The sequence below is a fragment of the Levilactobacillus mulengensis genome (assembly GCF_003946045.1).
Taxonomy (GTDB): Bacteria; Bacillota; Bacilli; order Lactobacillales; family Lactobacillaceae; genus Levilactobacillus; species Levilactobacillus mulengensis.
This window is the reverse complement of record NZ_RHNW01000010.1, coordinates 1-14,060: the sequence shown is the minus strand read 5'-3', so window position 1 is coordinate 14,060 and position 14,060 is coordinate 1. Positions and strand designations below refer to the sequence as shown.

The following is a 14,060-nucleotide window of genomic DNA, read 5'->3' as shown; positions in this document are numbered from 1 at the left end:
CCTACTCACCGTCCTTGTGAGAATCCTTGACGTCCTGTTCGGTGACGTCATGAATCACCTTACGCCCGGCGTGGTCGGGTTCCTGTTGGCCCCCGCCCCGGAATAGATCCCGGAAGTTAGGCGTTGCTGGCTGTGAATCATCCAGCGGCATAAAGGTCATCACAACCACGTAGACCAATAGGCCCAAGACCCCATGGGTGGGAATCGCGAGTGAAACCAAGACGTAGATCAACCGTAGAAGGTTGGCGTTCCAATCAAAATATTCTGCAATGCCGCCCAATACCCCACCAACTAAGCGGTTAGTACGGGAACGGACGAAACGTTTCTTTGCTGCCATAGGCGAACACACTCCTTTTTAATTTACCTCATAAACATTTGAAATATATTAACTAATAAACTCTCTATCAGCCCACTAAGTAATCGGCTAGGCGACCACGTTAGCTGTGAGTTAGCAACGTTAGCCGCAGGGAGAGTGAAAATGGTCTCAGCTGTGGGAATTGCCTTATCGGCGAACTAGGCCGATTAGGCAATTGATATCTTTGAGACATCTTGATGGCTCAAAGTAAGCGCGGAGACCGCTCTTTGGCTCCGGGCGTTCGCCCACAGCGTTCCGGACCGTTTTCACTCTCCCGGAGGCCTGTACAACGCACGGCTTACGGTTAAGTGCTTCTATCATATCCGAAATTACCTTAGTAAATCCAGTAATCTTGCGAGAATTATCGGGCTCACTAGGGCAAGAATAACGAAAGCGGCCACTGAAAGCAAGTCTTCAGTGGCCGTTCTCATCAATCTTCAGTTTAGATTAAGCTTTCGTGCTGGTCGCAACGGATTACGCCGTTTCGCCATCCTGACTCGCCGTGTTCAATTCGATGATTTGACCAGACTTCAGGTAAACAATCCATTCACACACGTTCGTCACGTAATCCCCAATACGACTGAGGTCCTGCGCCACGTTCAGGTAAATGGACGCGCCCGTTTCAAACGCGGGGTCGCTACGCATCTGGGCATAGCTATCGGCCCGTACCTGGTGATTCAGCTGGTCAAGTTGCCGATCGACATCGGCTAACTTGCGCGCTTCGTGGTCGTTCTTATCCACGTACGCCGCCAAGACATCCTTAACCATCTGGGTCGTCATCAGCCCCATCTGGTTCAGTAGCTGTTCTAAAACGGGAATCTTTTGCTTCGTGCCAAATTTAATCGTGGCGTGGGCAATGTTTCGGGCGTGATCCCCGGCCCGTTCCAGTTCCGACACGGCCTTCAAAATCGTCACGATTTCTCGGAGATCCGTGGTGACGGGTTGGTACAAGGCAATCATTTCAAACGTTTTCTTTTCCAACGCAATTTCACGTTCGTTAATCTTATGGTCGTGGTCAATAATCTGTTGCGCGGCAACGGCATCCCGATTGGTAAAGGAACTCACCGCCTGCTCAATCGTTTCACTGACCAGCATCCCCATTTCAGTAAAGTCAGCATCTAATTCAGCTAACTCATCATCAAATAATCTGCGCATATCCTGCCTCCTTACCCGAAACGACCACTAATGTAGTCTTCTGTCTGCTTGTTTGCTGGGTTCATAAAAATATTCTTCGTTTGATCCACTTCAATCAGCTCCCCGTTCATGAAAAACGCGGTCCGGTCCGCAATTCGGGACGCCTGCTGGAGGTTATGGGTCACAATAATAATCGTATAATCGTGGCGTAAATTCAAGAGTGTTGCTTCAATTTGGCTACTGGACACGGGATCCAGTGCACTGGTTGGTTCATCTAGCAAGATGATTTCTGGTGAAACGGCCAGGACCCGTGCGATGCAGACCCGTTGCTGTTGCCCACCGGAAAGGGCCAGGGCACTTTCATGCAGGTGATCCTTGACCTCATCCCACACGGCCGCCTGCCGCAAAGACTTTTCAACGACGGCATCCAGCTTTTCCTTGTCCTTTTCCCCGGCAATCCGCAGTCCGTAGATCACGTTGTCGTAGATGGAAAAAGGAAACGGGTTAGGTTGCTGGAACACCATGCCGATTTCCTTACGAATCTGTACCGTGTCGGCGCTGGGGGCGTACAGGTCATCACCCTTAAACTTAATCGTCCCGGTAATCGTGACGTTCGGAATCAAATCGTTCATCCGGTTGAGGGTCCGCAGGTAAGTGGACTTCCCACATCCCGATGGCCCAATCAACGCGGTGATGCCCTTTTCATCAAAGTTTAAATTGATGCCCTTCAAGGCTTCCTTGTCACCGTAGTATAAGTGAAGATCCTGCGTCGTCAAAATTTCTTCTTTCATTATTTCTCCTCCTCTTAGCCGAAGTTCCCCGACACGTAATCACTGGTCACCTGCACCGACGGATTGGTAAAGATATGGCTCGTGGTGTCGTACTCCAACACCCGCCCCTGATTGAAAAATGCCGTATACTCACTGATCCGCGCGGCCTGTTGCATGTTGTGGGTCACAATGATAATCGTGTAATGCTCCTTGAGTGACAACAACGTGTCTTCCAGTTGCCCAGTCGACACCGGATCCAACGCACTAGCTGGCTCATCCAATAATAGGATGTCTGGCTTGATGGCAATGGCACGGGCGATACATAACCGCTGTGCCTGACCACCGGAAAGCGCCAGCGCACTCTTGTTCAGGTCGTCTTTGACCTGGTCCCAGAGTGCCGCCTGCTTGAGCGATGTCTCCACGATTTCATCTAACTTATGTTTACCGGTTACCCCCCGGAGTCGTAAAGCAAAAGCGATGTTATCGTAAATTGACTTGGCAAACGGGTTGGGTCGTTGGAAGACCATCCCCACCCGGCGCCGCATCTCATAGACGTCAATGCTGGGCTGATTAATATCCACGCCGCGGTACATGATTTTCCCCGTCACCGTGGCGATCCGATCATTCATCCGGTTCAACGACCGCAAGTAGGTCGATTTCCCCGAACCGGAGGGCCCAATCAAGGCCGAGATTTGATTGCTGGCAAACTCCAGGTCGCCTTCAAACAGGGCTTCCTTCTTGCCATAATACACGTGGAGGTCTTCCGTGGAGAGAATGACGGGATGGTCCGGGTCACTGAGCTTAATCACGTGCCGCTCTTCCATGGCCATCGCATTTTTTACATCGTTATTCACAAACATGGCTTTCCTCCTCTACGCCGACGTCAGGCGCTTATACAAACGTTTGCCCAGGTAACGGGCCGCAAAGTTAAATAGTAGGATGGCAATCACCAAGACGGCCGATGACCCGGATGAAATGGCCTTGGCGTCCGGCATGATGCCTTCCGAATTAATTTTCCAAATGTGGACGGCTAACGTTTCTGCTGGCCGCATCGGGTTCAGCGGACTGGAAATGTTAAACGGATTCCAGTCCGTGAAGTCCAACGCTGGGGCGCTCTGGCCCGCCGTGTAGATCAACGCAGCGGCTTCCCCGAAGACCCGGCCGGCACTCAGGATGACCCCGGTCAGGATACTGGGTACCGCGGCGGGTAAAATCACCCGGGTAACGGTTTCCCACCGTGACAGGCCGAGCGCTAGGCCACCTTCCCGCTGCACGTCGCTGATGGTACGTAGGGAATCTTCAATGCTCCGCGTCAGCAACGGTAGGTTGAAAAACGTTAGGGCAAAGGCCCCGGACAGAATGGAGAATCCCAGGTGCAGCTTGACCACGAAGAACAGGAAACCAAACAACCCAACAACCACGGAGGGCAGCGAGCTTAAAATTTCAATCGCCGTTCGAATCGTGGTCGTGACCCAATTATCCTTGGCGTATTCATACAGATAAATGGCTGCGCCCAAGGCAATGGGAAAGGAAATCAGCATGGCCAGGATCAACAGGTAAAAGGAATTATACAGCTGAATCCCAACGCCCCCGCCCTTCAGGAACGCCTTACCCGGTGCGGTCAGGAAGTGCCAGCTTAACTGTGGCACCCCACTGGCCAAGATGTAGCCAAGCAGGGCTAACAAAATCAGAACGACCAATCCGGCAATTCCGTAGAGACCGCCAATGGCAATCTTATTTTGCGTTTTGGAATTCATTATTGTAAGCGCCCCTTTCGACCAATCAAGCGAATAATTAAGTTAAAGACCAATGACATGAATAACAGAACCAGTGCCAGGGACCACAGCGCATTATTTTGCAGCGAACCCATGACGGTGTTGCCGATTCCCGTCGTCAGGACCGACGTCAGCGTGGACGACGGTGAGACCAGGCTGTTGGGCATCAGTGCGGCATTCCCAATCACCATTTGTACAGCTAAGGCTTCCCCGAAAGCCCGCGCCATGCCGAAGACGACCGCGGTCATTAAGCCTGGCGTTGCCGCGCGCAAGACCACCTTGTAGATGGTTTGCCACTGCGTCGCCCCCAAGGCAAGGGAAGCTTCCCGGTAGTAGCGGGGGACGGCCCGCAAGGCATCGGCGCTCATCGAAGTGACCGTTGGGAGAATCATCACAAAGAGCACGCAGGTCCCGGAAAGAATCCCGAAACCACTGCCGCCAAAGATGGCTCGGGTGGTCGGCACCACCACGGAGAGTCCGATAAACCCGTACACCACGGAAGGAATCCCAACTAAGAGTTCCGTCACCGGTTGGAGAATCTTGGCCCCTTTATTAGGTGAAATTTCATTCATAAAGACCGCCGTGCCAATCGCAAATGGCGTGGCCACGATGGCCGATAAAATCGTAATTAAGAAGGAGCCGACAATCATGGGCAACGCCCCAACTTCAGGCTTGCCGTTGGCGCCATTGACCCCGGGATTCCAGCTCTTGCCGGACAAAAAGTCCCAGAGGCTGACGTGGTTACTGGTAAACGTTGCGATCCCTTTGGAGGCTACGAACCCAATGATGGCTACGACGACCGCTACGATTAGCATCAGCGCCGTTAGACTGACCAGGCGCCCCCAAATTTCTAACTTGGCGGCCTTGGAACGACGCTTCAGCTTGGCTTCTAATTGTTCCGTTGTTTTCATATTAGTTGCCCTCCGTCTGCGTAATCTGCCCGGTTGCATTTCGTTCGACCATCATTTGGTTGGGCGAAAGATAGCCCAGTTGACGGACCAAAGTATTTTGGACCGCTGGCGATTGAACGTACGCAATGAAGGCCTTTGTCAGACCGGTTGGCTGGCCTTTCGTGTATAAATGCTCGTAGGACCAAATCTTCCAGCGATTCGTCGTCACGTTGTCTTCCGTTGGCGCCACGTGATTCAAGGACAGGTCCTGAACCGTTTGGTCAACGTAAGAAAAAGCCACGTAACTGATGGCACCGGGCGTCGTGGCGACGATGGACCGGACCATCCCGGAAGAATCCTGTTCCTGTGAGGTCTTGGAACGGTGCTTCTCCAGGCCAAATTGTTCAAACGTTGCTCGAGTCCCACTGCCTTGGGCCCGGTTGATTAAAACGATGGGGAGGTTCGCGCCACCGACCTGACGCCAGTTTGTGACCTGGCCGGTAAAGACCTGAATCAGCTGGTGTGTCGATAGGTTCTTGATGCCCACTTTTTTGTTCACGATGGGGGTAATGCCCACAACAGCTACGCGATGGTCAACCAATTCCTTGGATCGAATTCCCTTTTGTTCTGCAGCGAAGAGGTCTGAATTTCCAACTTGGACCGCGCCCTCTTGAATCTGGCTCAATCCCGTCCCGGTGCCCCCACCCTGAACGTTGATGAACGTCCCCAGGTGTTCGCCCGTATACTGTTCGCCCGCTGCTTCTACTAAGGGTTGAAGGGCCGTTGACCCTACCGCAGTGATGGATTCACCCGCATGGCTGACCTGACGCGTTTGGTAAGCGTAAACTCCCAACGCAACCAGAACAACCAAGACCAGGCCCTGCACCCAGCGCTTCTTAGACATACCGTTAACCTCCTAATCGGCTAGGCTTTGCGGCCCGACCATTTCAAAAGCAAGTATACCTAACGAATGTAAATGTCGTGTAGACGTATTGTAAAGGTTATGTAAATATATCCCGTTATGGGTAATTTTTTTGGCTAAGTGGTCACGCCCCACAACTAGCCAATTAAGCAGTTGACGTTCGTTACGCCATCCCCACTGTCTCTGCCTAGTATTTCCTTTCGCCAAGCAAGCCACAACCACCCGTGCGTCCATCCCCCCTGCACAAAAAAAGGTGCCCGGAAAATAATTTCCAGGCACCCACGTCATTCGTCTATTCTTTTTCAGCCAAAGGGAACGTCAGTGTCACCTTAGTCCCGACGTCTGGCGTACTTTGCAAATCGATCTTGCCGTTCAACGATTCGACCAACTCCCGAACAATGGCGAGGCCTAAGCCACTCCCACTGACCAATTGGTTGGAATGGGACACGTCGGCTCGATAGAAACGCTCGAACACCCGGAGCTGATCCTGCGGGGCAATGCCAATCCCGGTGTCCGCAATCGTCAATGCCCACGAGTGCCCTAAGATTCGGGTCGAGAGCGTCACAGACCCCTGCGGCCGATTGTATTTAATAGCGTTGCTCAACACATTTTTCAGCACCTGATCAAACTTACGCTGGTCGGTGACGGCCATTAAGTCCGTCGGCACCTGATTGATCAGCGTCACGGCATTGACCGCCGCCAAAGGCGTTAACAACGCGACCTGACTCGCAATCATCTGCCCCACGGGGACCTCGGTCACCTCAACGGCGTTGCCCGATTCGATGTGCGAAATGGTTAAGACATCATTGATTAATTCCACCAAGCGTTCGCTCTGTTGGTCAATAATTTTTAAGAACTCGACCGATTTTTCCGGGTCATCCTTGGCTCCTGCTAACAGCGTTTTAGCAAAACCGGAGATTGCCGTGACCGGGGTCTTCAATTCGTGGGACGCATTGGACACGAAGTCCATCTGCATCTGCTCCACCGCATAAACTTCGGTCACATCGTACAACAGCACCAGCACTTGAAAGTAGTCCTGCGATGTCGCCGTATAAATGGCCCGGGCATCCACGGTCCGCTCGTTAACCACGCCTGGCAACTTCAGGGTTCGGTGCTGGGTCTCGCGGTCACTCAACGCTGAATTGATCAGACTGGCCAGCTCAAACTGCCGAATATCTTGCGTGAAGGGATGCCGCCGCGGTGAGATGCGATGCTGCAGGAACTGCTCCATCGCCGGATTAGCCAGTTCGACCTTGCGATAGCGGTCGATCACCATCACGCCGATGGGCAGGTAATCCAGCAGGGTGGCAAACTCTTGGTTTTGCCCCGCCATCTGCCGCCGAGCCTTACGCTGCTGCGTTTGCAGATAGTTGATCTGTAAGGCCAACTGATAAAACGGGTCGTGTGGGGACAATAACACGTGGGCCGGGGCCTCCTCATGACGGATGCCCTCGACCTTCTTCGTCAAAATCGTGATTCGCTGTTCAGCCCAGTGGTATAGGTAGCCAGCGACCACCGTTTCCAGCAAGGCCAACGACCAGGCTACCAACGTGGCCAAGGCAAAATGTGGGGCGCGCACCACGCTCACCAGTAACGTATTGGCCGCACCCAAGCCGAGAAACACCACCAGCAGTTGCCGGATCATGGCTGGACCTCAAAGGTATACCCAAAGCCCCGCACCGTCTTCAACAACGTTGGATGCTTGGGGTCCCGCTCAATTTTTTCCCGGAGATGAGACACATGAATGTCGACCATCCGCGTCTGCCCACTATAATCAAACCCCCAGACGCCCTCCAACAATTGCTCGCGGCTCCAGACCTTGCCGGGACGCTTCGCAAAGAACAGGAGCAGTTCAAACTCCTTGGGGGTCAACTCAATCGGCTGGTCGCCCCGCTTCACCTGAAACTTATCCTGGTCAATGGTCAGGTCCCCGACCTGTAGCCGGTGTGCTGCCTTGCTAGGCGCCTTTTCTTGCGGTTCATCCTCATGGTAGCGCCGCATCACAGCCTTCATCCGGGCAATCACCTCGCGCGGACTAAACGGTTTGGTGATATAATCATCCGCGCCTAATTCCAAGCCAAAGACCGTATCAAATTCACCCGTCTTGGCCGTCACCATAATGATGGGTGTCTGAATTTTCTCTTGGCGGAGGCGTTTGGTCACCTCAACACCATCCAATTTAGGCAACATTAAATCCAGTAAAATCACATCAAATTTTTCGTGTAGGGCTAAATTCAACGCCTGTTCGCCATCAATTGCTGTGACCACTTGAAAATCTGCTTGTTCCAAGTTGTACTGCAACAACGTCACAATGGCGGGTTCATCATCGACGACTAGGACTCGACTCATAGGTTACCCCTCCTGATCTCTGAATAAAACGATCCCAATTTCGTGCGGTGCGCCGGAATAAATGGCCGTTTCGGTCATCTTCAACTCGCCATTCATGTCCCGCACGCGTAAATGACAGTACGCGGGATTGGCCAGCAACGCCTCATAAAAACTCGTTTCACTATTGATGGGACGATGGTTGCATTCCAAAATAATATCGCCAGCAGCCAGATCCATTTTCACGGCTGGTGTTCGTGGCCGGATAGCCAGTACCCGGACGCCGTCGTCCACCTGAGAATACCAGAATTGTTGGTGTTCGTCATAGCGTTTAGCCCGCCATAGGATAACAGCATAACCAACTAACAGGACGATTAATAGGAATGGCGAATCTTGTGGCCGAAACGTTGTCCAACCCACGAAAGCCGCAGCGACCACGCCTAACCAAACGAATTGCTTCGCCAAACGCCGGTAGACCAGCTGCGGGGCCTGCCGAAAGATGGTGAAACGTAGGCCTAGCAGTAATGGTAAAACTAAGATTGCAAAACTCTGTCCTTGAATGTGAAAGACCGGCCAAAAGGCCCACTGACTGGTAAACCAGTCCCCAGGAACCAGCGTCACCATGGGGATGACGAGCAGTTCACGCCAAGGGTAACCGGCGATGCGCTTCCCCCGTTGTTTCGCATAGATCTTAGGACTGGTGAACCGGCCCCCATAGTGAGCAACCCAGTGGCCCAGCAACAGGAAGAACATGACGGCGAGCCACAGATAGTTGGCCCCCGCTACGGGTCCAAAGCTGAGACCGGCAGCTGATAAATCGGGCTTGATTGGTATGTAATTACTGCCCCACCAGGTGATTAACGTGCTCACCACAATTAAGGTCAGTGGTAAAACAGTGGTTGGCAAAATGATCAACGTGATAAACGCCAACACTTCATAAACGATAATCCACATAATAGGTAGACTGAACCCAATCAAGAAGTTCACCAGGGAGAGCCCTAACCCCAGCAAAATCCCCTGCGTCAACAAGTGACGCAACTCAAAGTGATCGCCATAAACGGCGCTCCCAAAGTCATGACGTTCGGACTTGATCCGCGCGCGACTAGCCAGCCAGACCCGCAGAACGGCCAGCCAAACTAGCGGCTGCAGCAAATAACTGCCACAAGCAATAAATGTCCGCATGAAATCGACACCTTTCCTGAAAAAATAGCTGTCCCCAGTATAGCATGAAACAAAAACGGGCAACACGACATTCGTGTTACCCGCGCAATCATTATTTTTGTGAATCAGTCAACGCCCGTACATGCCCGCTGGCAGTTTCATCAGGCCACTTACCGTAGCAGTTGCCCAACGGTGATTGTTAGTTGCACTAACGTTTCATCACGCTGACGGACTGCTTAGTCTGGATTCTTCTGGCTCAGTTGCCACTGCAGATAGGCGTCGATGAACGGATCCAGGTCACCATCCATGACAGCCTGGCCGTTCCCCGTTTCGTAGTCCGTCCGGTGATCCTTGACCATCGTGTACGGATGGAACACGTATGACCGAATCTGAGAGCCCCAGCCAATATCCATCTGGTCGCCTTCCAGCTTGGCCTTTTCCTCGGCCTTCTTCTGTTCTTCGCGTTCATACAACTTGGCCCGCAACATCCCCAAAGCCGTCTGCCGGTTTTGCAGTTGTGACCGTTGCGCCTGACTCTGCGTCACGATACCCGTTGGCAAGTGGGTGATTCGTACGGCCGAAGACGTCTTGTTAACGTGTTGGCCCCCAGCACCCGACGCCCGGTAAACATCCACCTTCAAGTCGGCCGGATTAATTTCAACGTCGACCGAGTCATCCAGTTCTGGTAAAACATCCACGGAAGCAAATGACGTGTGCCGCCGCCCAGCCGAATCGAATGGGGAAATCCGAACTAGCCGGTGCACGCCCTTCTCGGACCGGAGATAGCCATACGCATTGTGCCCGGCAATCAGTAACGTTGCGCTGCTTAAGCCCGCAACATCCCCCGGTTGATAATCCAAAATGGTGACCTTAAAATCATGCTGCTCGGCCCAGCGCGTGTACATCCGCATCAACATGTCCCCCCAGTCCTGGGATTCAGTGCCCCCAGCGCCGGGATGGATTTCTAAAATCGCATTGTTACGGTCGTACTTTTGGTTGAGCAGCATGTTCAGACTGTACTGCTGCAGTGCTTGCTTAGCCTTGGCAAAGTCCGCCTCAAACTCCGCCTGCATGTCGGCATCGGGTTCTTCCTGCAACAATTCCAGGGCAACCTCGAGGTCATCGACTTGGTCGGAAAGATTTTGGTATTCCTCGACCTTTTTCTTCATTTCATTGGTTTCATCAATTAATTTTTGCGCGGTTTGGGCATTGTCCCAAAAGTCCGGTTGGGCCATCTGGCCTTCGTTGACACTGATGCTTTCGTTCAGGGCATCAAAGTCAAAGCGACCCCCTAAAGCCGGTTAGTTGTTCACGCATGGTGGTAATTTCACGTTTTGCATCGCTTAATTCCATATTGGTTGGCTCCTTTTTAGTTATTCTATTTGTTTCAGGCTAAATGTTTTCGCCTCCGGGCTGGTGAAAAATGAGCCGTGACGCTGTGGGCGCCCGTCTGGAGCCAAAGAGCGGTCTCCAGACTTACTTTGAGCCTCACAGCCCGAGGCTCAAAGATAGCAATTGCCTAAGCAGACCAGCTGCTAAGGTAATTCCCACGGCTGAGCTCATTTTCACCAGCCCTGCGGCTAACACTAGTTTAACCCACAAACAAGACTCCCACTAGTATGACACACTTATCAGTCATATGCCGCCAATAAACTTTGTCTTAAACTTATTCGTGACTAAGACTGTCTGACCTTCTTGATTTCCAATAACATTCTCGAAGTTAAAAGAAAACGAGGTCGGAATTGCTTCCGCCTCGTTCGTTCCCGTTTAACGGGTAATATTTTGTCTAATTTCAGACTTCATGAACAGGCGCGTGGCGTCATAGTCGATGTCGGAAATCATTTCGCCGAACATCCGGAATCCATCTTGTTGGTATTCAACCAATGGGTTCAACTGACCATAGCCCCGTAATCCAATGGATTGACGTAATTGGTCCATGGCATCGATGTGATCGGTCCAGTGAGAGTCGACACAACGTAACAGCACAACCTTTTCGAATTCCAGCATTTGGGCTGGGTCGTAGAGTTGCTTTTGCTTGTCAGCGTAAACCTCTTCCGCCAAGCCCATGAAGAAGGCCTTGATTTCATCAGCGGTCTTGCCCTTCAAATCATCCAGGCTGATCTTATCTGGTGAAACCATTGCGGAAATCCCGAAGTCTAGTAAGGTATCCAAATCCCAATCGGATTGGTCGCCTTGCGTATGCAGGTTAACCACCCGTTCAACGGTCCGTTGGATCATTGGCATCAAGACCCACTTCAATGAGGCGTCTTGGTTAATGACCTGGTTCCGTTCGCCGTAGATAACGTCCCGTTGTTGACGCATAACATCATCGTATTGCAGAACGTTCTTCCGGGAATCGTAGTTGTTCCCTTCAACCCGCTTTTGTGCGGATTCTACTTGCTTGGTAATCATCCGGCTACGGATAACAGCGTCTTCGCCATCAACGTTCATCCGTTCAAGGAAGGCTTTGACACGGTCAGAACCGAACCGCCGCATCAAATCATCTTCCAAGGACAGGTAGAATTGGGTCATACCAGGGTCACCTTGACGACCGGAACGTCCACGAAGTTGGTTATCGATCCGCCGTGACTCGTGACGTTCAGTCCCGATAACGGCTAACCCACCAATTTCAACGACGCCGGGTCCCAATTTAATATCGGTCCCCCGCCCAGCCATGTTGGTGGCAATGGTAACGGCACCCTTTTGACCAGCGTTTTGAATGATATCGGCTTCCTTGGCATGGTTCTTGGCGTTCAAGACCACGTGCGGAATGTTTTCACTATCCAAACGTTGGGACAGGTATTCAGAAGTTTCCACGGCAACGGTCCCGATTAACATGGGTTGGCCCTTTTCGTGTAACGTCTTAATTTCTTTAACCACGGCGTCAAACTTGGATTCCAAGGTTGGATACAACAGGTCAGGTTCATCGACCCGGACAACCGGTTTGTTGGTTGGCACGGTGATAACTTCCATGTTGTAAATTTCCCGGAATTCTTCGGCTTCGGTCTTGGCAGTACCCGTCATCCCGGAAAGCTTCTTGTACATCCGGAACAAGTTTTGGTACGTGATGTTGGCCATCGTCTTGGTTTCTTCTTGAATCTCGACGCCTTCCTTGGCTTCAATGGCTTGGTGCAGGCCGTCAGAGTAACGACGACCGTCCATAACCCGTCCAGTAAAGGAATCAACGATTAAGACTTCACCGTCTTGAACCACGTAATCTTTATCACGAAGCATGATAAAGTTGGCCCGCAAGGCTTGATCCATATGGTGGGTCAAGGCCGTGTTGTCGGTATCATACAAGTTCTTCAAGTTGAAGTACTTTTCGGCCTTTTCAATCCCAGTGTCGGTCAAAGCAACCGTCTTGGATTCCAGGTCAATCTTAAAGTCGTCTTTTTCATGTAAGGTCTTCGCAAAGCGATCAACCCGTTGGTAAAGCGCACTCGTCCCTTCGGACTGACCAGAAATGATCAGTGGCGTCCGGGCTTCATCAATTAAGATGGAGTCAACTTCATCGACAATCGCAAAGTTCAATGGTCGTTGAACCATATCTTCTTTGTAAACAACCATGTTATCACGCAGGTAATCGAAACCGATTTCCCCGTTGGTTGAGTAAGTGATGTCGGCGTTGTAGGCTTCCCGCTTTTCTTCTGGTGACTTCTCAGCCGAGTTCAACCCAACCGTCAAGCCCATCCAGGTGTACAGTTCACCCATTTCAGTGGCGTCACGTGCAGACAGGTATTCGTTAACCGTTACAACGTGAACCCCTTTACCGGCAATAGCGTTCAGATAGACGGGCATTGTGGCGGTCAAGGTTTTCCCTTCACCAGTCTTCATTTCGGAAATGTTCCCTTCATGAAGCACAATTCCCCCCATGATCTGCACGTGGAAAGGATAGAGGCCGAGAACCCGCTTGGCACCTTCACGGACAGCCGCAAAAGCCTCAGGCAGTAAATCGTCCAACGTTTCGCCGTCTTGATAACGCTGTTTAAATTCCGGCGTTTTTGCCTTCAGATCATCGTCTGAAAGTTGTGCGTACTCGTCGGCGTAAGCACCAACTTCGTCCGCTAATTTACTGAGGCGTCGTAAAGTCCGGCGATCACTTTCGACCCATCGTTTCAAAATATTTGCCATGTGAGAATTCCCTTCAGTACATTTAGTAAGTCTATTTAAAGTTACCCATTTATTTACAATAAATCAACCTACATTTTACCACTATCCCGACCAAGATGAAACAAATCTCCATAGTGGCGGCTGGGTGAAGCGGTTTCTTTGGCTTAGCACCAACCTAAAATAGGGTTAACAAAATTAGTTTAACAATTAATCTATTGCGATATTCACGGGGGTCACAGACTTCCAGCGTGCATCGCGGTCTCCCCGACACACTGATTCGAGTCTTAAGTATAACAGTTCTGCGTTAAGTCTGCGTTGCGGGGAAATTAAATTGTGATTTCAGCGGCCAAACCGGCTGGCGACTAACAGGTCAATTGCTTGCGACACTGTGTAGTGACACCTAAGTTACCTGGCAGAAACGTGCTACGCGAGCCAGGTCCCTGCGCTTAGAAAGTAAAAGAACTCCTGCCCGGCGCTGCCGGACAGAAGCTCTTTTACTCCCTAATGCTCAGGACCTAAGCGGCTCGCTCCGCACTCTTATACAAAAAACTCTCTGAGGGTGCCGCTTCGCTTTACCCTCGTAACCATATGGTGAAATGAACCGCCTTTCCCGGTATA

Annotated in this window: 12 protein-coding genes; all 12 read right to left on the bottom strand. The window is 51.6% G+C overall.

Annotation, left to right across the window (positions count from 1 at the left end; genetic code table 11):
* Nucleotide 1: 1 nt before the first annotated feature.
* Nucleotides 2-337 (bottom strand): PspC domain-containing protein, encoded by a 336-nt coding sequence (locus EKM84_RS09510; RefSeq protein WP_125765535.1) that lies wholly within the window; start codon nt 335-337, stop codon nt 2-4.
* A 492-nt stretch (nt 338-829) separates the two neighbouring features.
* Nucleotides 830-1,510, bottom strand: coding sequence for a phosphate signaling complex protein PhoU (gene phoU / locus EKM84_RS09505; RefSeq protein WP_125765534.1), 681 nt, complete (start codon nt 1,508-1,510; stop codon nt 830-832).
* 11 nt (nt 1,511-1,521) lie between these two features.
* A complete protein-coding gene (gene pstB, locus EKM84_RS09500; RefSeq protein ID WP_125765533.1) occupies nt 1,522-2,280 on the bottom strand; it encodes a phosphate ABC transporter ATP-binding protein PstB in 759 nt (252 codons plus the stop codon).
* Nucleotides 2,281-2,294: 14 nt separating this feature from the next.
* A complete protein-coding gene (gene pstB / locus EKM84_RS09495; RefSeq protein WP_191988079.1) occupies nt 2,295-3,089 on the bottom strand; it encodes a phosphate ABC transporter ATP-binding protein PstB in 795 nt (264 codons plus the stop codon).
* A 42-nt stretch (nt 3,090-3,131) separates the two neighbouring features.
* Nucleotides 3,132-4,016 (bottom strand): phosphate ABC transporter permease PstA, encoded by an 885-nt coding sequence (pstA, locus tag EKM84_RS09490; RefSeq protein WP_125765531.1) that lies wholly within the window; start codon nt 4,014-4,016, stop codon nt 3,132-3,134.
* The gene (gene pstC / locus EKM84_RS09485) at nt 4,016-4,945 is read right to left on the bottom strand and encodes a phosphate ABC transporter permease subunit PstC (RefSeq protein ID WP_125765530.1); all 930 of its coding nucleotides are present in this window, start codon (nt 4,943-4,945) and stop codon (nt 4,016-4,018) included. Before pstC ends, pstA begins: the two co-directional genes overlap by 1 nt.
* A gap of 1 nt (nt 4,946) precedes the next feature.
* Nucleotides 4,947-5,828: a phosphate ABC transporter substrate-binding protein gene (locus tag EKM84_RS09480; RefSeq protein ID WP_125765529.1), complete on the bottom strand. Its 882-nt coding sequence runs from the start codon at nt 5,826-5,828 to the stop codon at nt 4,947-4,949.
* Nucleotides 5,829-6,138: 310 nt separating this feature from the next.
* On the bottom strand, nt 6,139-7,491 hold the full coding sequence (locus EKM84_RS09475) for a sensor histidine kinase (RefSeq protein WP_125765528.1): 1,353 nt from the start codon (nt 7,489-7,491) through the stop codon (nt 6,139-6,141).
* Nucleotides 7,488-8,195, bottom strand: a complete 708-nt coding sequence (locus EKM84_RS09470) for a response regulator transcription factor (RefSeq protein ID WP_125765527.1) — start codon at nt 8,193-8,195, stop codon at nt 7,488-7,490. The genes EKM84_RS09475 and EKM84_RS09470 overlap by 4 nt, the downstream gene beginning before the upstream one ends.
* 3 nt (nt 8,196-8,198) lie before the next feature.
* Complete coding sequence (locus EKM84_RS09465) at nt 8,199-9,353, bottom strand: PDZ domain-containing protein (protein WP_125765526.1); 1,155 nt, start codon at nt 9,351-9,353, stop codon at nt 8,199-8,201.
* A 215-nt stretch (nt 9,354-9,568) separates the two neighbouring features.
* Nucleotides 9,569-10,685, bottom strand: a protein-coding gene (gene prfB / locus EKM84_RS09460; protein ID WP_125765525.1) for a peptide chain release factor 2 whose coding sequence is annotated in 2 segments (ribosomal slippage) — nt 9,569-10,612 and nt 10,614-10,685 — 1,116 coding nt in all. Because the reading frame shifts where the segments join, the coding sequence is not laid out codon by codon here.
* Between the two features lie 414 nt (nt 10,686-11,099).
* Nucleotides 11,100-13,463 (bottom strand): preprotein translocase subunit SecA, encoded by a 2,364-nt coding sequence (secA, locus tag EKM84_RS09455; RefSeq protein ID WP_125765524.1) that lies wholly within the window; start codon nt 13,461-13,463, stop codon nt 11,100-11,102.
* Nucleotides 13,464-14,060 lie beyond the last annotated feature (597 nt).

Coding starts and splice junctions, on each gene's coding strand:
- EKM84_RS09510 (WP_125765535.1), bottom strand. CDS start 337: ATGGCAGCAAAGAAACGTTTCGTCCGTTCCCGTACTAACCGCTTAGTT.
- phoU (WP_125765534.1), bottom strand. CDS start 1,510: ATGCGCAGATTATTTGATGATGAGTTAGCTGAATTAGATGCTGACTTT.
- pstB (WP_125765533.1), bottom strand. CDS start 2,280: ATGAAAGAAGAAATTTTGACGACGCAGGATCTTCACTTATACTACGGT.
- pstB (WP_191988079.1), bottom strand. CDS start 3,089: ATGGCCATGGAAGAGCGGCACGTGATTAAGCTCAGTGACCCGGACCAT.
- pstA (WP_125765531.1), bottom strand. CDS start 4,016: ATGAATTCCAAAACGCAAAATAAGATTGCCATTGGCGGTCTCTACGGA.
- pstC (WP_125765530.1), bottom strand. CDS start 4,945: ATGAAAACAACGGAACAATTAGAAGCCAAGCTGAAGCGTCGTTCCAAG.
- EKM84_RS09480 (WP_125765529.1), bottom strand. CDS start 5,828: ATGTCTAAGAAGCGCTGGGTGCAGGGCCTGGTCTTGGTTGTTCTGGTT.
- EKM84_RS09475 (WP_125765528.1), bottom strand. CDS start 7,491: ATGATCCGGCAACTGCTGGTGGTGTTTCTCGGCTTGGGTGCGGCCAAT.
- EKM84_RS09470 (WP_125765527.1), bottom strand. CDS start 8,195: ATGAGTCGAGTCCTAGTCGTCGATGATGAACCCGCCATTGTGACGTTG.
- EKM84_RS09465 (WP_125765526.1), bottom strand. CDS start 9,353: ATGCGGACATTTATTGCTTGTGGCAGTTATTTGCTGCAGCCGCTAGTT.
- secA (WP_125765524.1), bottom strand. CDS start 13,463: ATGGCAAATATTTTGAAACGATGGGTCGAAAGTGATCGCCGGACTTTA.